We start from the raw sequence: 19718 nt of genomic DNA on the forward strand, positions 1-19718 counted from the left end.
TCGTGTACCCACAGCGGACGGCGCGGGCAGCCGGGTCAGGCCTCGCCCCACCGCGCCCACTCGCCGACCGCCGGCAGCAGGTCGGCGACGAGCTGCTCGAGGGCGGGCAGCACGAGCGACTCCCGGATCGGGACCCCCGTCTCCAGGCCCGGGCCGAGGATCCGCAGGGGCGAGTAGATCAGGAGCCGGTCGTCCACGATCTCCAGGTCGAGGTCGATCCCCTTCGGAAGGTCGAGGACACGCCTCACCACGTCCGGCGTGAGCAGGGACGGCGCGTCGTGCTCCCGGCCCTTCGGCACGTACAGGTGGAACGTCCGGTCGAACTCGCGTCCCAGCCGCACGCGCTTCCCGCTGGGGGTCCCCACGCTGGTTGCGATGAGCCCGCCACCGCGCACGTTCTCCAGGACGACGTGCGGCAGGCGGCGGTCCAGCCGCACGGCCGCGAACGCCCACGTCTTCTGCTCGTGCTTCGGGACCCACACGTTGCCGTAGACGATCTCGCGCGGCTGGTCCGTGCGCGTGACCTCGCTGACGGTCGCGCCTCCCCACCGCTTCGCGAACACCATCCCGGGGAATGCCGGCTCCTGCTCTCTCACCGGGAGACCTCCTGGCCGGCCCCGGCCGCCGTGAGGTGCAGGATCAGGGCCTGCACCGGCCACAGCGTCGGGAGCTGGAGGCCCACGCCGGTGAGCACCGAACCCGGCAGCACCACCGGCTCCTTGCCGATCCAGGCGGGCGTGACCCAGCCCCAGCGGGCGGCGCCCACCTCGTCCCGCACGCGCAGCGTGTACCGCCGCGACGGGTCGAGCCCCTCGAGCCGCACCCGCTCGGTCAGCGCGTCGGTGAGCGACGCCACCGTGGCGATCGTGAACACCGCCTCCGAGCGGTCCTGCGCCACCACGCCGGTGACCCGCAGCGCCGGGTCCACGGTGTCGGGGTGCACCAGGGTCCCCGTGTGGAGCACGCCCCGCAGCTCCTTGTAGAGGGCCGCGTAGGCGGTGATCGCCGCGACCTCGTCCTCGTCACAGGTGAGGATGTCCCACTCGAAGCCGGCGGAGCCCATGAGCGCCGTCGTGACCCGGTACGACAGGTCCGTCGCCCGCCCCGAGGAGTGCGCGGGGGACGGACCTACGTGCGCGCCCACCAGCTCGGGCGGGAGCACCAGCTCGGTCCACCGCTGGATGTCCTGCCGCTCCACGGGGTCGTTGGAGTCGGAGGCCCAGACCCGGTCGGTGCGGGCCAGGATGCCCAGGTCGGTGCGGGCGCCGCCGGACGAGCACGACTCGATCTCCAGCCCCGGGTGGTCGGCCTTGAGCCGGTCGATCAGGGCGTACGTGGCGAGCGTCTGGGAGTGGGTGCCGGGCCGGCCCTCGTGGACCGGCTCCACCAGGTCGCGGTTGTGGTCCCACTTGATGAAGTCGATGCCGAGCTCGTCCACGAGCGCCGAGATCTGCCCGCGCACGTGCTCCCACGCCTCCGGGTTCGCGAGGTCGAGCACGTACTGCGTGCGCCACGAGAGCCCGTCGGGCGACGGCAGCGCGCGCGTGCTGGACAGGACCCACTCGGGGTGCTCCCGGGCCAGGTCGGAGTCCAGGTTGACCATCTCCGGCTCGAACCAGAGCCCGAACTGCATGCCGAGCTCGTGCACCAGGGCGGCCAGCGGCCCCAGGCCGTCCGGCCACACGGACCGGTCCACCACCCAGTCGCCGAGGCCACGGGTGTCGTCGCGGCGGTCGTGGAACCAGCCGTCGTCGAGCACGAAACGCTCCACACCCACCTCGGCGGCCCGCCGGGCCAGCCGCTCGATCTTGGCGGGGGAGTGGTCGAAGTAGACCGCCTCCCACGTGTTCAGCACGAGGGGTCGCGGGGTGCGCGGGTGCTGGGGGCGGGCGCGGAGCCAGCGGTGGAACCGGTCGGAGACGCCGTCGAGCCCTGCCGCGGACCACACGAAGTACGCCACCGGCGTGCGGTACGACGCCCCCGGCGCGAGCCGGATCTCGCCCGGGCGCAGCAGCTCCCCGGCGCCGAGGAGCGTCACGTGCTCGGTCAGCTGGTCGGTCCGGTGGGTCGTGTCGGCGCTCCAGCCGAGGTGCACGGCCCAGACCTCGCCCGCGCGGTTCCGGGGCGCGCCCGCCGTCACGAGGCTGACCCACGGCATGTCGTGCCCGCCGCGGCCGCGCCGCGACTCCCGCGTGGTGGACCCGGGCGGGAGCGTCCCCGTGACGGGGGACTTCTCGCGTGGCCACCGTCCGGTGAACCGGGTGAGGTGGTCGGCGGTCTTCGGCACGGGCAGCGTCGCCTCGAGCCACGCGACGTCCAGCGGTGCCGTGCCCGTGTTCGTGAGCTCGTGCTCCAGGCGGACCACGCCGCCCTCGCCGATCTCGGCCCGCGTGCGCAGGTGCAGCCCGTGCTCCGGGTCCTCGGCCGTGACCGTGAGGGTGGCGGCGTCCCGCGCCACCTCGGCCACGGTCCAGCGGGGGAAGAGCGGCGCCCCGCCGGCCGTCGCGAGCAGACCGGGCCGGCCCGCCCATCCGTCCGACTCCTGGGGCACCAGCGGCACCCGCCACGCCGCGTCGAGCGTCCCGGGCGCGGTCTGCCGGCTGGTCGCGGCGTCGAGCGCCGCCAGGTCGTCGGCGGTGAGGTCGCCCAGGTCGGCGCCCCAGTGCAGCACCGTGGGCAGACCCGCGTCGGGGTGCCCCACGACGAGGGACACGCCGTCCCGGCGCAGGGTGGTCCATCCGGTCATGACGTCCTCCAGGAGGGTCGGTGGTCGGCCGCGCGGGCGGTGCTCAGTGCACCACGACGTCGTTGGCAGTACGCAGCACCGGTGCGGAGACCAGGGCCTCCGCGTCCAGCTCGCGATCCGTGGCGACGTGGAAGGTGATGGTCGCACCCGCCGGAAGATCGACGACCTGGTCGTCCACCGTCGCCGCCGGGTCCAGCCGGTCCACCAGGAGCGTCACGCCGCGGGCGAGGGAGTGCGCGGTCACCTCGACGGCGTAACCGCCCGGCTCGGCCGCCACGGCTGCCGTCACCGGCGCCGGGTCGAGCGCGAGGTCCTTGTCCTCTGCCCACAGGAACACCGTAGGCACGCCCCCCAGCTCGGCGACGAGCGCCTCGCCGGTGACATCACCGACCGCCACGACATCGCCCGCCAGCGGCACGAGCGCCACGGAGCGCGGTGCCACGTCCACCTCGCTGCCCGACGACGCCAGCACGTCGCCTCCCAGCGTCGTCCGACGCAGCGCGACCGTGCCCTGCCAGGGCTCGTCGGTGTCGTTGACCACGGCGAGCTCCAGCTCGGACCCCCGCGGCTGGACCGTGAGGACCCGGTCCGCGAAGGCGTGCCGCATCGCGTACCAGAGCGGCTTGCGGCGGCCGTCGCCGTCCACGGCCGCCCACGACGTCACGGGCCAGCAGTCGTTGAGCTGCCACACGATCGCGCCCGCGGTGCGCGGCCACCACGACCGGTAGTGCTCCACGGCGTACTGGATCGCGCGCGCCTGGTTGAGCTGCGCGGCCCAGTGCCAGTCGGCGAAGTCCTCCGGCACGCCCAGGTGCGGGGCCATGCCGCGGTCGAGCTTGCCGTTGCCGTCGTCGGCCTTCTGGTGGAGCAGGAACGCCGGGTCCTCCTTCGACGTCTCGCCCAGCGCCCGGCTCTGGGTGGCCCACGTGGCCGGCCCCTGGAACCCGAACTCCGAGCAGAAGCGCGGCACGTCGTCGCGGTAGTGCGTGTAGTCCACCCGGTTCCACACCTCCCACTGGTGGTGGGTGCCGTGGTCCGGGTCGTTCGGGTGCATCTCCTCGGCGCTGAAGCCGGGGGAGTACGGCGACCCGTCCGCGTACGGCCTGGTCGGGTCGAGCTCGGCCACCACCGCCGGGAACAGCTCCGCGTAGTAGCGCGCGCCCCACGTGAGGTCGCCCAGCCGCTCCTTCCAGCCCCAGTCCTCGTGGCCCCACAGGTTCTCGTTGCCGCCGTTCCACAGCACCAGCGACGGGTGCGGCGTCAGCCGGGCCACGTTCTCCCGGAGCTCCGCCTCGAACTCTGCCCAGTGCGGGTCCTCCTCCGGGTAGGCGGCGCAGGCGAGGAGCACGTCCTGCCAGACCAGCACGCCCCGCTCGTCGCACACGTCGTAGAAGTCGTCGGTCTCGTAGATGCCGCCGCCCCACACGCGCAGCAGGTTGAGGTGCGCGCCGAGCGCCTGGTCCACGCGCTCCGCGAGGCGCTCGCGGGTGATCCGGGTGAGGAGGTGGTCGTCGGGGATCCAGTTGGCGCCGCGCACGAACACCGGCCGGCCGTTGACCGCCAGCGTGAAGCGCGTGCCGTGCTCGTCGCGGGACCGGTCGAGCGTCACGGTCCGGAAGCCGATGCGACGGGTCCAGTGGTCCAGCGGCTCGCCGTCGGCCCCCGCGAGGGTCACCTCCAGCGGCACCAACGGCTGCTCGCCGTACCCGGCGGGCCACCACAGCGGGGCGTCGGGCACCTCGATCCGCACGACGGCGGCGCTCGCCGAGGTCTCGACCGTCACCTCCGCGGTACGGCCGGCGACGGCGGCGCGGACGGTGACCGGCCCCGCCTCGCCCAGGCCGGAGCGCTCCACCTCGACGTGGACCTCGACGACGCCGGTGGTGCCGTCCACGGTGACGAGCGGGCGCACCTGCGCCAGGCGGGCCACGCGCCAGCGCTGCACGCGTACCGGCTTCCACAGGCCCGCCGTCTGCAGGTCGGGGCCCCAGTCCCAGCCGAACGAGCACGCCATCTTGCGGACCATGTTGAACGGCTGGGTGTACGCCATGGGGCGCGCGCCCAGGCGCTCCGCCTCGGCCTCGGCGGTCTCCAGGGCGGACGCCAGGTCCACGGTGAGGCCGGCGGGGCCGCCCACCAGGTGCCGTACGTCGAAGCGGTAGCCGCGGTGCATGTTGGCGGTACGCCCCAGCTCGGTGCCGCCGAGCGCGATGGTGGCGACCGTGTCGACGCCGTCGAGCACCAGGTCGACGCGCTCGTCGCCTGCGGGGGCGGCCTCGTCGAGCGTGGTGGCGTAGCGCCAGGTGGCGCGCTTCATCCAGGCGAGGGCGGTCTCGTTCGTGCCCAGGTACGGGTCGGGGATCAGACCGTGGTCCAGCAGCGCGGTGTGGCTGGTGCCGGGCACCGTGGCGGGCAGGTCGCGGAGCTTCTCCGCGAGGTCGGCGGGAACGGGCCCGCCGGTGGCGGTCAGGGTCCAGGCGGTCAGGTCACGGCTGATCATCGTCGATCCTCGTCCTCGAGCGGTGTCCGGGAGCGTCGCGACGTCGTCGGGCGCGCGACGTCTTCATTGTTCAGTGAACGAAGAAAGTTCGTCAAACCTGTGTCCACAGGGTCGGGATCGGGTCACAGAACGGCAACGACGCACCATGGGGCGATTGACAGGACTTCGTTTCGTCAGTTACAAAAGGTCCTGCTGCGGCGTGGGTCACACCCGCCGGGTCCGCCGATGGGGGCGTTCCCGGGCGCCGCGGCACGGCCTCGCCGACGAAGGCGACCAACAGAGGGATTCCGATGACGCACTCCTCCTCGCGGCGCACGCGGCGCCGCGCCATGGCTGGTGTCGCACTCGTGTCCGCAGCGGCGTTCGCGCTCAGCGCGTGCTCCGGCGCGGCCCAGGGCGGCAACGCCGGCGGTGGCAGCACCATGACCGTCTTCAACGGTGCGACCGGCACGATCAACGAGAACTGGAACCCGTTCTCCCCGACGGCTCTGCAGCCCACGCTCGGCGTGATCTACGAGCCGCTCTTCTGGTACAACCTGGCCGAGACCTCGGAACCCACGCCCCTGCTGGGCGAGTCGTGGGAGTGGAACGAGGACGGCACCGAGCTGACCATCACCACCCGCGAGGGCGTCGAGTGGTCGGACGGCGAGCCGTTCACGGCCGCCGACGTGGCGTTCACGTTCAACCTGATCGCCGAGACGCCGGAGCTCAACACGTCGGGCCTCGCCGCCACGGCCGAGGCCATCGACGACACCCACGTGACCCTGACGTTCCCCGAGACCTCGTACATGCAGGAGCCGCAGGTCCTCGGCAACCAGGCGATCGTGCCCGAGCACATCTGGTCCGAGCTCGACGACCCGATCACCACGATCAACCAGAACCCCGTCGGCACCGGCGCCTACAAGCTCAAGTCGTTCTCGGCCCAGAGCTACCTGCTGGAGAAGAACGGCAGCTACTGGGAGGAGGGCAAGCCCTCGGTGGACGAGATCCGCTACATCTCCCTGGACAACGCCGACGCCGCCGCTGCCGCCCTGATCTCCGGCCAGGTCGACTGGATGAGCTCGTTCCTCCCCGACCTGGACACGCTCCTGGCCGACAACCCCGACCTGTCGTACGTGAACACCCCGGCGCTCACCACCTCGATCTTCACCTGCTCCAACGCCGACCTCGGCTGCGAGGGGCCGCAGACCGACCCGGCCGTGCGCCAGGCGATGTACCACGCGATGGACCGCGAGCAGCTCAACCAGCTTGCCGGCGGCGGCTTCGCCGCGACCGGCTCGCCCACGCTCCTGCTCCCGGAGCGCGACGCCGACTGGATCGCCGACCCCGCGCACCTCACCACTCCCGAGGGTGCGGACACTGCCAAGGCCAACGAGCTGCTCGACGCCGCCGGCTGGGTCATGGGTGCTGACGGCATCCGGGAGAAGGACGGCCAGAAGCTGTCCATGACGATCCAGACCGTCACCGGCTGGAGCGACTACATCTCGCTGAACGACACGATGGCGCAGCAGTTCAAGGAGGTCGGCATCGAGCTCAAGCCGACGCAGCTCGCCTGGAACGAGTGGAACGACAACCAGACCAAGGGCACGTTCCAGCTCTCGCTCGACTCCATCGGCCTCGGCGCCTCCGCGAACCCGTACTTCACGTACAACCCTCGGTACGCGTCCACCAGCACCACGAAGGTGGGCGAGGCGTCCTACGGGCAGAACTTCTCCCGCTACTCCAACCCCGTGGTGGACGAGGCGATCAAGGCCGCTGCCGCGACCGACGACGAGGCGGCGCAGAAGGAGGCCTACGCCACCATCCAGGGCGAGATCGTGCGGGACATGCCGTACGTGCCGATCTACATCAACTCGACCCTCACGGAGTTCAACAACTCGAAGGTCACGGGCTTCCCGAGCAACGAGGACAAGTACGCCTTCGCCGCCTCGTGGAAGGCCTGGGACAACGGCATCGTCCTGAAGACGATCGTCCCGGCCGAGTGATCGCGACGAGGAGGAGCTCGAGAGGACACTGAGATGAGATTCGTGCTGCAGAAGCTGGGGTTCTACGCGGTCGCGCTGTGGGCGGCCGTCACCCTGGACTTCCTCATCCCACGGCTGATGCCCGGCAACCCGGTGGATCAGCTCGTCTCCAAGCTCGCGCAGAAGGGGCAGGTGACGCCGGAGACCCGGCGCGCCATCGAGCTCCTCCTCGGCGCCGACCTGGACCAGCCGCTCTGGCAGCAGTACCTCGGGTTCTGGGGCCAGATCGCCCGTGGTGACCTGGGCCGGTCGGTCGCCTACTTCCCGGCCTCCGTGTCGGACATGATCGGCCAGACGCTGCCCTGGACCTTGGGTCTCATCGGCCTGTCGACGATCATCTCGTTCCTGCTCGGCGTCGGCCTCGGCACGCTCGCCGGCTGGAAGCGCGGGTCGTGGGTCGACAACCTGATCCCTGGGCTGACCATGCTGCAGTCGGTGCCGTACTTCTGGCTGGCCCTGATCCTGCTGTACGTGTTCGGCCTGATCCTGGGCGTCTCGCCCCTGAACGGCGGCTACGACCCCTGGAGCACGTTCCCGGGGTGGAACTGGCCGTTCATCCAGTCGGTCATCTACTACGGCACGCTGCCCGCCATCACGATCGTGCTGTCGTCCGTGGGTGGCTGGATGCTCGGGATGCGCAACATGATGGTCTCCACGCTCTCGGAGGACTACATCCTCACGGCCGAGGCCAAGGGCATCCACCCCCGCCGGATCATGCGGGCCTACGCGGCCCGCAACGCGGTGCTGCCGTCCGTCGCGGGCTTCGCGATCTCGCTCGGCTTCGTCGTGGCCGGCTCCATCGTGGCCGAGGTGGTGTTCAGCTACCCCGGCATCGGGAACATGCTGCTGCAGGCCGTGAACTCGAACGACTACGCGCTCATGCAGGGAATCTTCCTGGTGATCACGCTGTCCGTGCTGGGCGCCAACCTGCTGGTGGACCTGCTGTACGGCGTCATCGACCCGCGCACCCGAGCGAGGAGCTGAGCCATGCGCAACCTTCCACCTCTCACCCCCAAGCTCCTGGTGGGCCTGATCATCGTGGGCGCGTTCGTGCTCTGGGGGGTCATCGGGCCGTTCGTGGTGGCCGACCCGTCCGGGATCGACAACATCGGGCTGTCCGCGCCCAGCGCGGACCACCTTCTCGGCACCACGCAGACCGGCCAGGACGTGCTGGCGCAGTTCGCCCACGCCACGCGGGGCTCGCTGATCATCGGCCTCGTCGTCGGAGTGCTGACGCTGCTGCTCTCCGCCTTCTTCGGCGTGGTCGGCGCATACGTGGGCGGCTGGGTCGACGAGGGCTTCTCGCTCTTCTCCAACGTCATGCTCGTGATCCCCGGCCTGCCGCTGGTGATCATCATCTCCAGCTATGTGACCGACAAGAGCGTCTGGCTGGTGGCCGGCGTCCTCGCCGTCACGAGCTGGGCCGGGTCGGCCCGGGTGCTGCGCGGCTTCACGCTGTCCGTGCGGAGCCGCGACTACGTGCTCGCGGCCCGTGTGGCGGGCGAGCGTCCCTGGCGGGTGCTGCTGGTCGAGATCCTGCCCAACCTGGTGCCGCTCCTGGCGTCGCAGGCCGTGTTCGGCATCATCTTCGCCATCCTCGGCGAGGCCGGCCTGTCGTTCCTCGGCCTCGGTGCCACCGGCTCGTTCACCTGGGGCACCATGCTCTACTACGCGCAGAACAGCCTGGCGCTGATGCGCGGGGCGTGGTGGTGGTTCATCCCGCCGGGCCTCAGCATCGCGCTCTTCGGCGCCGCGCTGGCCCTCATCAACTTCTCCATCGACGAGATCATCAACCCTCGCCTGCGGGACCACACGCGCGCGGTGACGAAGCGGTGGCAGACGACCGCGCCGTCGTCGGGCACCGCGGTGGAGGGCGCCGCCGAGAAGGAGGTGACCGCATGACCGCCACCCTGCCCACCACCGCGGGGCGTGCCCCGCGGCACGAGGTGGACCCCGTCCTCGAGATCACGGACCTGAGCATCGAGTACCGGGCCGAGAAGGTGGTCCGGGCCGTGGACCACGTGTCCCTCACCTTGGGCCGGGGCGAGGTCCTGGGCCTGGCGGGGGAGTCGGGCTGCGGCAAGTCGACCCTCGCGTACGGCGTGAACCGGCTGCTCAAGTCGCCGGCCGTCGTGACCGGCGGCTCGGTGATGTTCCACTCGCGCGAGGGGCACACCATCGACGTCCGTGCCCTGGAGGGCGACGACCTGCGGTTCTTCCGCTGGGAGAAGATCTCGATGGTCTTCCAGGGGGCGATGAACTCGCTCAACCCGGTGAAGAAGGTGCGCGACCAGCTCGAGGACGTGTTCACCACGCACCGGCCGGAGCTCGGCAAGAAGGAGCGGCGGGAGCGCTGCGGCGAGCTCCTGGAGCGCGTGGGCGTGGACCGGAACCGGCTGAACGCCTACCCGCACGAGCTGTCGGGCGGCATGCGCCAGCGCGTCATGATCGCGATGGCCATGGCCCTCGACCCGCAGGTCATGATCATGGACGAGCCCACCACCGCGCTCGACGTGGTGGTGCAGCGGGAGATCCTGCGGGAGATCACCCGCCTCCGGTCGGAGCTGGGGTTCGCGGTCGTGTTCATCACGCACGACCTGCCGCTGCTGCTGGAGATCAGCGACCGCATCGCCGTCATGCGGGAGGGACGCATCGTCGAGCTCGCCGAGGCGCTCACCCTCTACACGCAGCCGCAGCACGAGTACACCAGGACGCTGCTCGGCTCGTTCCCCAGCCTGACCGGGGAGCGCGGCGGGTTCGTGCGCGACACGGGCAGCACGCACGCGGAGGAGATCCGATGACCACGCTCGAGCTGCGCGACGTCACCAAGGAGTACCGCCTGCGGGCCGGCTTCCGGTCCACCACCCTGCGGGCCGTGGACGGGGTCTCCTTCACCCTGGAGCCCGGCCGCACCGTGGCGCTCGTGGGCCAGTCCGGCTCCGGCAAGTCGACGATCGCCAAGATCCTCACCCAGCTCGAACGGCCCACGAGCGGGCAGCTCCTGCTGGACGGCCAGCCGGTGGGGCGCGGCCGGCGGGCGCAGCACGCCTACCGGCACCAGGTGCAGATGGTGTTCCAGGACCCGTTCGGGTCGCTCAACCCGTTCCACACCGTGGGCCACCACCTGGCCCGGCCGGTCGCGCTGCACCACCCGGGCCTGAGCAACGACGAGCTGCGCGAGCGGGTCCAGTCGCTGCTGCGCAGGGTCCGGCTCCACGAGGACCTCGCGGAGCGCCGGCCGCACGAGCTGTCGGGCGGGCAGCGGCAGCGGGTCGCCATCGCACGGGCCCTCGGGCCCGGGCCGGGCATCCTCGTGGCCGACGAGCCGGTGTCGATGCTGGACGTGTCGATCCGCCTCGGCGTGCTGAACCTCCTGTCCGGCCTCCAGCAGGAGGAGAATCTGGGCGTGCTCTACATCACTCACGACCTGGCGACCGCCCGCCACTTCAGCGACGACATCCTGGTCATGTACCGGGGGAGAATCGTCGAGCGCGGCGTCGCGGACGAGGTCATCCTGAACCCGCAGCACGAGTACACGCGCACTCTGCGCGAGGCCTCGCCCGATCCCGAGCGCCGCCTGCGCGAGCTCCAGGGCTGACGCCCCAACCGTGAGGAGGACCATGCTCGGCACCGGGGCGGACCACGCCAACGCGAGAGCCGCGATCATCGACGCCATCCGGACCGCCGGGATGATCAGTCGCGTCGAGATCGTGCACGCGACCCGACTGACCGGCGCGACGGTCTCGAACGAGGTGCGGCGGCTCCTCGACGAGGGCCTCGTCGTGGAGGCGGGTCGTGCCGCGTCGACGGGCGGCAAGCCGCGCATGCTGCTCCGGATGGTCCCCACCAGCCGCTACGCGGTGGGCATCCACCTGGACCACGACGGGATCACGTACGTGCTGCTCGACCTGGGCGGCACGATCGTGTCCCGCTACCGGCAGGAGGGGGTGGGGGCCGACCCGGACGCCGTCGTCCGGGAGATCACCCTCCAGGTGGAGCGGGTCGTCGCCGACGCCGGCGTGGACCCGGAGCGCGTGCTGGGCCTCGGCGTGGTCTCGCCCGGGCCGCTGACCGCGGCGACCGGCCTGGTCATCTCCCGGCCGTCGCTGCACCAGTGGGTCGACTACCCGCTGAAGGCACGGCTCGAGGCCGCGTCCGGGTACCCCGTCGTGATCGACAACGACGCCACCGCCGCCGCCGTCGGCGAGCACTGGACCGGGGGCGCCGAGCACTCGACGGCCTTCAGCGTGCTCTACATGGCCACCGGCGTGGGCTCCGGCACCATCGCCGACGGCGTGCCGTACCGCGGCGCCAGCGCCAACGCGGGCGAGATCGGCCACGTCTGCGTGGACATCAACGGCCCCGAGTGCTGGTGCGGCAACGTGGGCTGCATCGAGGCCTTCGCGGGACCGTCGGCCGTGGTCGCGGCAGCACGCGAGGCGGGCCTGCTCGGTGCGGAGGCCCCGGCTTCCGGGGCCGACGACGGCGGGCCCACCCCCGGCGCCGACGTCACCGAGGGCTTCGCGCAGGTCGCCCGGCTGGCGCTCGCGGGCGACGAGACCGCCGCCGAGATCATGGCGCGCTCCGCCCGCTACCTCGCGGTGGCCGCGCAGACCCTCTGCTCCGTGATGGACGTGGACCTGCTGGTCCTCACCGGGCCCGCGTTCGCCGTAGCCGGCGACCTCTACCTGCCGGAGGTGCAGGAGCGGGCCAGCTCGTCCTTCGTGGCGCGGGGGACGCACGGGGTGCGGGTGCTGGTGTCGTCCCACGCCAACGAGGCGGCGGCGGTCGGCGCCGCGGCCCTGGTGCTGCAGGGCGAGCTGGTACCGCGCCGGTTCGGCGTGCGGATGCGGCTCACCACCGAGGACGGGCCCACGGTGCTGCCGGCGGCGGCGGGCTGAGGCGCGCGCTGTCTCAAGTTGTCAGAAGCTCCCCGGTACATGGGCCGGAGAGCTTCTGACAACTCGGCGGGGCGTCAGTCCGGCCGGACCACCAGGCCGAGCGCCTCGGCGACGGCGATCGCCTGGTCGGGGTCGACGATCGCGCCCGTGAGGTTGGCGGTCCGCGGGTCCAGCGACGTGAGGTCGCTCCCGCGCAGGTCGGCCGCGGAGAGGTCCGCGCCGTCGAGGGCGGCGCCGGACAGGTCGCAGCCGTGCAGCACGCCCCCGTGCGCCCGGACGTCGCTGAGGTCTGCCTCGCGCAGACGCACGCCCTCGAACCGCGCGGAGCCCAGCTCCGCACGGCCGAGGTTCACGAAGGACCAGTTGCCGCCCTCGACCTTGAGGAGGTCGAAGGTGCACGAGGTGAACGTGGACCCCACCAGCTTGCACCGCTCGAACGTGGCGTCGAAGAACACGCAGCGGTCGAACAGGCAGGCCGTGAACGCGCACTCGCGCAGCACCGCGGCGTTCAGCTGGACGCCGCGGAACACGCAGTCGTCGAACGTGGCGCCCGTGCCCGTGGCCTCCATGAGGTCCACGTCGACGAACAGCGTGGCCTCGTACGTCTCGCCGGAGAGGTCCCGCCCGTACCAGTCCTCGCCCGAGACGGTGGTCGTGGTGGTGGGTCGCTGCATCCTGCGACCCTAGCGGGCCGCTCCGACAGTCGGACGGCGGCCGGGTGTTGCGACTCCCGCCGCGCGGCGGCCGGCGAGTGATCGGCAATTCGGTGCGTGATCGGCAGTTCGAACTGCCGAACACGCACCGAATTGCCGATCACACGGGTAGCGGGCAGCGCGGGAGTCAGACGGCGGCCGGGAACGGGACGCCCGTCGTGGCGTGGCACCGGTAGCCGTTCGGGTTCTTGCTGTCGCTCAGGTACTGCTGGTGGTAGTCCTCGGCGTAGTAGAACGGGCCGGCCTCGGCGGCCGGGCGCAGCTCCGTGGTGATCGCGTCGTAGCCCTTGGCGCTCAGCACCTCGGCGTAGCGGTTCATCGTGTCCCGTACGGCAGCCTCCTGCTCGGGCGCCGTCCAGTAGACCGCCGAGCGGTACTGGGTCCCCACGTCGTTGCCCTGGCGGAAGCCCTGGGTCGGGTCGTGGCGCTCCCAGAAGATCCGGAGCAGCTGCTCCTCGGAGACCTGCTTCGGGTCGTACGCCACGAGCGCGGTCTCGGTGTGCCCCGTGCGGGCGGTGCACACCTCCTCGTAGGTGGGGTTCGGCGTCGTGCCGCCCATGTAGCCGACGGCGGTGCTCACCACTCCCGGAACCTGCCAGAAGATCTCCTCCGCGCCCCAGAAGCAGCCCATCGCCAGGTACAGCACGCGGGTCCCCGGCGCCCACGGCCCGGTGATCGACGTGCCGAGCACCGTGTGCGGGCGCGGCGTCTGCAGCACGGGGGTCTGGCGGCCCGGCAGCGCCTCCTCCGGCTCGACCATGCTGGTCTTGGCGGACGACCCGAAGAACTGCTCGAAGAACGACATCTCTTTCCTCCTTTGCGGGCGCCTGGTGCGCGCCCACCGACGTCAACAGGGTGCGCACGCGCGGTGTTCCGGGCCGAACTAGGCTGAGCCGGTGAGCACCACCCACGACGACTGGACCCACGCCGGGTTCTCGACCCGCGCCATCCACGCCGGCCAGGACCCCGACCCCACCACCGGCGCGGTGATCCCGCCGGTCTACCTGACCTCCACCTACAAGCAGGACGGTGTGGGCGGCCTGCGCGGCGGCTACGAGTACTCGCGCTCCGCCAACCCGACGCGCACCGCGCTCGAGTCGGCGATCGCGGCGGCAGAGACACCGCCCGCGAGCGACCGGCCCGCGGGCGAGCAGGTCGTGGTGCGGGGCTTCGCCTTCTCGTCCGGGCTGGCCGCCGAGGACACCCTGCTGCGCGCCGTGCTGCGCCCGGGCGACCACGTCGTGCTTCCCGACGACGCCTACGGCGGCTCCTACCGCCTGATCGCCCGGGTCTTCGGCCCGTGGGGCATCGACCACACCCCGGCCGACCTGACCGACCCCGCCGCGGCGGAGGCCGCCATCGTGCCGGGCCGTACCAAGGTCGTGTGGGTCGAGACGCCGACCAACCCGCTGCTCGGCATCAGCGACATCGCCGCGCTCGCGGAGGTGGCCCACGCCGCGGGTGCACTGCTCGTCGTGGACAACACGTTCGCCACCCCGTACCTGCAGCAGCCCCTCGCCCTGGGCGCCGACGTGGTGGTCCACTCCACCACCAAGTACGTGGGCGGTCACAGCGACGTCGTCGGCGGCGCCCTGGCGGTGCCCGACGGCGTGCTGCTGCCCGGCGGCCTGGTCGCGCCCAGCGGTTCGACGAGCGTGGCCGACGCCGTCCTGTTCCACCAGAACGCCTCCGGTGCGGTCGCCGGGCCGTTCGACGCGTGGCTCACCCTGCGGGGTCTGAAGACGCTCGCGGTGCGGATGGACCGGCACTCGGCGAACGCCGCCCGGGTGGCGGAGTTCCTCGACGCCCACCCCCGGGTCACCCAGGTGATCTACCCGGGACTGGCGTCCCACCCGGGGCACGAGCTGGCGAAGCGCCAGATGCGCGACTTCGGCGGGATGATCTCGTTCCGGGTGGGGTCTGAGGCGGCGGCGCTGGACGTCTGCGCGCGGACCCGCGTGTTCACGCTCGCAGAGTCGCTCGGGGGAGTCGAGTCCCTCGTGGAGCACCCGGGCCGCATGACGCACGCGTCGGTGGCGGGCTCGGCGCTCGAGGTTCCCGACGACCTGGTGCGGCTGTCGGTCGGCATCGAGGACGCGGACGACCTGATCGCCGACCTGGAGCAGGCGCTGCGCTGAGCGCCCCGGGCAGCCGTGCCCGGGCGCCTCCTTCCCGGCGGGTAGGGGAAAGTTCAGGGGCAGGTCAGGGATGGCCCGGGGTGTGTTCCGGGGCGTGAGTGTCCGAGGTCTCACCTAGGGTGAGGCTCGTGACCGAGAACTCAGGACCGGAGACCGCCCCGTCGCCGCCCGCCGGCCCCGCAGACGTCCCGGAAGACGCGCCCGCCACCACCCCCGGCACCACCTCGTCCCCTGCGGCGGACGTGTCGGCCCGGGCGCTCGCCGCCGTGCCCTACTCGGTGCAGGCGGCTGCCGCGTGGGCCTGGCGCATCCTGCTCATCGGTGTCTTCGTCGCCGCCGGCGTGTGGCTGCTGGCCGCGCTCAAGACGATCGTGGTGCCGGTGGCCGTGGCGATGCTGCTCGCGGTGCTGCTGACCCCGATGCGGCGCTTCTACCAGAAGCACCTCCGCATCGGTCGCGGCGGGTCGTCCGGTCTCTCGCTCCTCTCGCTCCTCCTCATCGTCGCGGGGCTCATCACGCTCTCGGGCCGCTCGATCGCCGGTGGGTTCGCCGACCTGAGCGACCAGGCAGTCGCGGGCATCGACGAGCTGATCCGCTGGGCGAACGAGCGATTCCAGGTGGACCTCTCCGACTACGGTGACGAGCTGCTGACCCAGCTCGAGGCGCAGCAGAGCGCCATCATCACCGGCGCCCTGGGCGCGGCGACCACGGTGGGCCATGTGGCGGTGGGCGCGCTGATCGCGCTGTTCTGCACGTTCTTCTTCCTGCACGACGGCCGGGGGATCTGGGCCTGGCTCGTCAACCTGCTGCCGATCGGTTCCCGGGAGCGCGTGCACCAGGCGGGCAGGCGCGGCATCGTCACGCTGTCGGCCTACGTGCGCACGCAGATCCTCGTGGCGTTCGTGGACGCCGTCGGCATCGGCATCGGCTCGGCGTTCTTCGTCCCGAGCCTCGCGCTGCCCATCGCCGTACTCGTCTTCGTGGGTTCGTTCGTGCCGGTGGTCGGTGCCATCGTGACCGGGTCGGTGGCCGTGGTGGTGGTGCTCGTCGCCAACGGCTGGGTGGCCGCGCTCATCATGCTCGGCGTGGTGCTCCTGGTGCAGCAGATCGAGGGCCACGTGCTCCAGCCGTTCCTCATGGGCCAGGCGGTGTCGCTGCACCCGGTCGCCGTGATCCTCGTGGTGGCGGCCGGCAGCCTTGCGGCCGGCATCGTGGGCGCACTGTTCGCCGTGCCCCTCGCGGCCCTGCTCAACACGGTGATCCTGTACCTGCACGGGCACGACAAGTTCCCCGAGCTCGGCACGGACGACCGGCTGCCGCTTCGGTGGCGGCCCGCCGACGCGGCGCCGATCCGGCTGCGGCTCCGCGGCCCCGCCGCCGCGCAGGCCGCCCTGGCCCAGCGCAGGCGCGCGGCCGCGGCCGCCGCGGGGGGTGGTGCGGCCGACGCCGGTGCGGCCGAGGGCGTGGTGACCGAGCAGGCGATCGACGAGGTCGAGAACCCCGGCGGCGCCCAGCGCTGACCTCGGGCTGAGGTCCCGGACGTGCATGTGCGGCCGTCGTCGGGCACGATGCCCGCTGTGCCACAGACTCCGGCGGCGATCCCGCCCGTCCTGCCCTCCGTCTCGCTCGACGACGTCCGAGCGGCCGCCCGCCTGCTCGACGGCGTGATCACCCGTACCCCCGTGCAGGAGAGCCGTGCCCTGACGAAGCTCACCGGGTCCCGCGTCTTCCTCAAGTGCGAGAACCTGCAGCGCGCGGGGTCGTTCAAGGTGCGAGGGGCGTACGTGCGCCTGTCTCACCTGTCGCCCCAGGAGCGGGCGCGCGGTGTCGTCGCGGCCAGCGCCGGCAACCACGCGCAGGGTGTCGCCCTCGCGGCGGGGATGCTGGGCATCGACGCCGTCGTGTACATGCCGGTGGACGCCGCGCTGCCCAAGGTGGCGGCCACCCGCGGGTACGGCGCCGACGTGCGGCTGGTCGGCGCCAGCGTGGACGACGCCCTCGCGGCGGCGCGCGTGGAGGCGGCACGCTCGGGCCGCATCCTCATCCACCCGTTCGACCACGCGGACATCGTGGCGGGGCAGGGCACCGTCGCGCTTGAGATCCTGGAGCAGGTGCCCGACGTCGCCACCGTGGTGGTCCCGCTCGGCGGCGGCGGCCTGGTCGCGGGGATCGCCGCCGTGCTGGGCGAGCTGGCGCCGCACGTCCGGGTGATCGGCGTGCAGGCCGGTGAGGCGGCGGCCTACCCCGAGTCGCTGGCCGCGGGCCGCCCGCGCACGGCCCGGCTGCGGCCCACGATGGCCGACGGCATCGCCGTCGGAACTCCCGGGGACGTGCCCTTCGGCATCGTCCGGTCGCGCGGCGTCGAGGTGCGCACCGTCACCGAGGACCAGCTCTCCCGGGCCCTGCTCGCGGTGCTCGAGCGCAGCAAGCTCGTCGTCGAGCCGGCCGGCGCGGCGGGGGTCGCGGGCCTGCTGGCGGCGGCACCGGGCGAGCTCAAGGGCCCGGTGGTCGCCGTGCTGTCGGGCGGCAACGTGGACCCGCTGGTCCTGCTCCGCCTGGTGCAGCACGGCCTCGTGGCCGCGGGGCGCTACCTGCAGCTCCGGGTGCGGCTCGTGGACAAGCCGGGCGCCCTCGCCGGGCTCGTGGAGACCATCGCGGCGTCGGGAGCCAACATCGTCCACGTGGACCACGCGCGTACCGACGTGTCCCTCGCCGTGTCCGAGGTGTCGGTGAACATCCGGCTGGAGACCAAGGGGCCCGAGCACTGCGCAGCGGTGGTGGAGCGGCTCCGGAACGCCGGTTTCGACGTCGTCACGTCGTAGGTGTCGTGCGGCGGCGTGCCCGTTCGTCGTCCAGGTGACGCGGCCGTCCCGGCCGCGCGACGATGACAACCGGGGCTGCCCGGGAGGGAGTACGTCATGAGGTACCTGATGCTGGTCGTGTCCGCGCCGGACGAGCCGGACGGCGGCCCCGCGCCCGACGTCGAGGAGTGGGTGCGCACGCACGACGCCAGCGGCGCGCGCATCCTCGGTGACCGGGTCCGTCCCCAGGAGGACGCCGTCGGTGTCCGCGTCCGTGGTGGCGAGGTCCTGGTGACCGACGGCCCGTTCGCCGAGACGAAGGAGCAGATCTTCGGCTTCGACGTGCTCGAGGCGGCCGACCTCGACGAGGCGATCGCGATCGCCGCCGGTCATCCCATGGCCTACGGCGGCGCGATCGAGCTGCGGCCCTTCTGGCCGTTCGAGGAGGGCGAGTGATGCCGCGGACGGTCGGCGAGACGCGATGACGCCGGGCGCCGACGTCGGGACCGCCGTCGCGGAGGCGTTCCGCGCCGAGTGGGGGCGGGTCCTGGCGGCGGTGGCCCGGAGCACCGGCGACCTCGAGCTCGCGGAGGAGTGCGCGCAGGAGGCGTTCGCGACGGCGCTGCAGACCTGGACCCGCGACGGCGTCCCGGACCGGCCGGGCGCCTGGCTCACCACCACCGCCCGCAACCACGCGCTCGACCGCCTGCGGCGGCGCCGGGTGGAGGGGGAGAAGGTGGCGTCCGCCGCCCGGGCCGCGGAACGGGTGGACGGGCTGCCGGGCGGCGCCGCTGCGGGCGGCGCCGACCCGGTCGCCCGGGCCGTGGTCGACGCGGCGGACGCACCGGGCTGGCCGGGGCCCGGGGACGACGACGGAGACGGCGACCTGCTGCGCCTGGTCTTCGCCTGCTGCCACCCGGCGCTGCCGCTCGAGGGCAGGGTGGCTCTCACGTTGCGCTCGCTCACCGGCATGACGACGGCGCAGGTGGCCCGGGCCTTCCTCGTGCCGGAGACGACGATGGCGCAGCGGCTCACCCGGGCGCGGCGGCGCATCCGGGACACGGGGATCTCCTTCCGGGTGCCGCCGGTGGGGCTGCTGCGGGAGCGGGTGTCGGCCGTGCTCGCCGTCCTCTACGTGCTGTTCACGGAGGGCTACGACGCCTGGGGTGAACCGGAGGACGACGCCGCCGGGGCGGTGGCGCGGCGCGCGCTGGCGGACGACGCGGTGCGGTTCGCCCGGCTCGTCGCCCGGCTCCTGCCCGACGAGCCGGAGGCGCGGGGGCTCCTCGCGCTGCTGGTGCTGCAGCACGCCCGCCGGGGTGCGCGGCTGACGGACGGCGGCGTCCCGCGGACGCTCGAGGAGCAGGACCGGTCGCTGTGGCGCCACGACGAGATTGCGGACGGCCTCGCGGTGCTGGACGACGCCCTGGCCGCCCGCAGGCCGGGGCCGTACCAGGTGCAGGCGGCCGTGGCGGCGCTGCACGCCCGGGCGGCGTCGGCCGAGGAGACCGACTGGGCCGAGATCACGGCGCTCTACGACGTGCTGGCCGGGCTGACGCCGTCGCCCGTGGTGGCGCTCAACCGGGCTGTTGCCGTCGCGATGCTCCGTGGGCCGGAGGCGGGCCTCGCCGAGGTGGACCGGGTCGCCGCCGCCCCGGAGCTCGCGGCGTACCACCTGCTCCCCGCGGTGCGGGCCGACCTGCTGCGCCGGGCCGGGCGGACCGCCGAGGCCGTCGCCGGGTACCGACGTGCGCTCGAGGTCGTGGACCGCGCGGGCGACCGCCGGCTGCTGGAACGGAGGCTGGCGGAGCTCGCCTGATTACTCCCTACGACCGCTGTGGGTATGGCTGTGGCGGGAATCCGGCCCGGATTCCCGCCACAGCCATACCCACAGC

Annotated in this window: 16 protein-coding genes; 11 read left to right on the forward strand and 5 right to left on the reverse strand. The window is 72.7% G+C overall.

Annotated features, from left to right (window positions below; genetic code table 11):
• Window positions 1–35: 35 nt before the first annotated feature.
• The 3 genes from AC060K_RS12165 to AC060K_RS12175 are packed head-to-tail and all read right to left on the reverse strand — an operon-like array spanning window position 36 to window position 5246.
• Window positions 36–596, reverse strand: coding sequence for a hypothetical protein (locus AC060K_RS12165; RefSeq protein WP_483765679.1), 561 nt, complete (start codon window positions 594–596; stop codon window positions 36–38).
• Entirely contained in the window at window positions 593–2746 is a 2154-nt protein-coding gene (locus AC060K_RS12170) for an alpha-galactosidase (protein ID WP_483765680.1), read from the reverse strand. The genes AC060K_RS12165 and AC060K_RS12170 overlap by 4 nt, the downstream gene beginning before the upstream one ends.
• Before the next feature lie 43 nt (window positions 2747–2789).
• Complete coding sequence (locus AC060K_RS12175) at window positions 2790–5246, reverse strand: glycoside hydrolase family 2 protein (RefSeq protein ID WP_483765681.1); 2457 nt, start codon at window positions 5244–5246, stop codon at window positions 2790–2792.
• A 290-nt stretch (window positions 5247–5536) separates the two neighbouring features.
• Here AC060K_RS12175 and AC060K_RS12180 point away from each other — a divergent pair, with 290 nt between their 5' ends.
• The 6 genes from AC060K_RS12180 to AC060K_RS12205 are packed head-to-tail and all read left to right on the forward strand — an operon-like array spanning window position 5537 to window position 12171.
• Complete coding sequence (locus tag AC060K_RS12180; RefSeq protein ID WP_483765682.1) at window positions 5537–7231, forward strand: ABC transporter substrate-binding protein; 1695 nt, start codon at window positions 5537–5539, stop codon at window positions 7229–7231.
• 33 nt (window positions 7232–7264) lie between these two features.
• On the forward strand, window positions 7265–8254 hold the full coding sequence (locus tag AC060K_RS12185) for an ABC transporter permease (protein ID WP_483765683.1): 990 nt from the start codon (window positions 7265–7267) through the stop codon (window positions 8252–8254).
• Window positions 8255–8257: 3 nt separating this feature from the next.
• Window positions 8258–9172: an ABC transporter permease gene (locus AC060K_RS12190; protein ID WP_483765684.1), complete on the forward strand. Its 915-nt coding sequence runs from the start codon at window positions 8258–8260 to the stop codon at window positions 9170–9172.
• Complete coding sequence (locus AC060K_RS12195) at window positions 9169–10071, forward strand: ABC transporter ATP-binding protein (RefSeq protein WP_483765685.1); 903 nt, start codon at window positions 9169–9171, stop codon at window positions 10069–10071. Before AC060K_RS12190 ends, AC060K_RS12195 begins: the two co-directional genes overlap by 4 nt.
• Complete coding sequence (locus AC060K_RS12200; protein ID WP_483765686.1) at window positions 10068–10868, forward strand: ABC transporter ATP-binding protein; 801 nt, start codon at window positions 10068–10070, stop codon at window positions 10866–10868. Before AC060K_RS12195 ends, AC060K_RS12200 begins: the two co-directional genes overlap by 4 nt.
• Before the next feature lie 22 nt (window positions 10869–10890).
• Window positions 10891–12171 carry an ROK family protein gene (locus AC060K_RS12205; RefSeq protein ID WP_483765687.1) on the forward strand — a complete coding sequence of 427 codons (1281 nt, stop codon included), beginning with the start codon at window positions 10891–10893 and terminating at the stop codon, window positions 12169–12171.
• 74 nt (window positions 12172–12245) lie between these two features.
• Here AC060K_RS12205 and AC060K_RS12210 read toward each other — a convergent pair whose 3' ends face one another.
• Both AC060K_RS12210 and msrA read right to left on the reverse strand, forming a co-directional pair.
• Window positions 12246–12845 (reverse strand): pentapeptide repeat-containing protein, encoded by a 600-nt coding sequence (locus AC060K_RS12210; RefSeq protein ID WP_483765688.1) that lies wholly within the window; start codon window positions 12843–12845, stop codon window positions 12246–12248.
• Window positions 12846–13011: 166 nt separating this feature from the next.
• Window positions 13012–13689 carry a peptide-methionine (S)-S-oxide reductase MsrA gene (gene msrA, locus AC060K_RS12215; protein WP_483765689.1) on the reverse strand — a complete coding sequence of 226 codons (678 nt, stop codon included), beginning with the start codon at window positions 13687–13689 and terminating at the stop codon, window positions 13012–13014.
• 91 nt (window positions 13690–13780) lie between these two features.
• On the opposite strand from msrA, the gene AC060K_RS12220 reads away from it, so the two are divergent.
• The 5 genes from AC060K_RS12220 (at window position 13781) to AC060K_RS12240 (ending at window position 19642) form a co-directional block, all read left to right on the forward strand.
• The gene (locus AC060K_RS12220; RefSeq protein WP_483765690.1) at window positions 13781–15022 is read left to right on the forward strand and encodes a cystathionine gamma-synthase; all 1242 of its coding nucleotides are present in this window, start codon (window positions 13781–13783) and stop codon (window positions 15020–15022) included.
• Window positions 15023–15150: 128 nt separating this feature from the next.
• On the forward strand, window positions 15151–16542 hold the full coding sequence (locus tag AC060K_RS12225) for an AI-2E family transporter (protein WP_483765691.1): 1392 nt from the start codon (window positions 15151–15153) through the stop codon (window positions 16540–16542).
• Between the two features lie 48 nt (window positions 16543–16590).
• Window positions 16591–17844, forward strand: a complete 1254-nt coding sequence (gene ilvA, locus AC060K_RS12230; RefSeq protein ID WP_483765778.1) for a threonine ammonia-lyase — start codon at window positions 16591–16593, stop codon at window positions 17842–17844.
• A gap of 96 nt (window positions 17845–17940) precedes the next feature.
• On the forward strand, window positions 17941–18279 hold the full coding sequence (locus AC060K_RS12235; protein WP_483765692.1) for a YciI family protein: 339 nt from the start codon (window positions 17941–17943) through the stop codon (window positions 18277–18279).
• 25 nt (window positions 18280–18304) lie between these two features.
• Complete coding sequence (locus AC060K_RS12240) at window positions 18305–19642, forward strand: RNA polymerase sigma factor (protein WP_483765693.1); 1338 nt, start codon at window positions 18305–18307, stop codon at window positions 19640–19642.
• Window positions 19643–19718: the final 76 nt, after the last annotated feature.

The organism is Antribacter sp. NEAU-D49 (genome assembly GCF_057158775.1).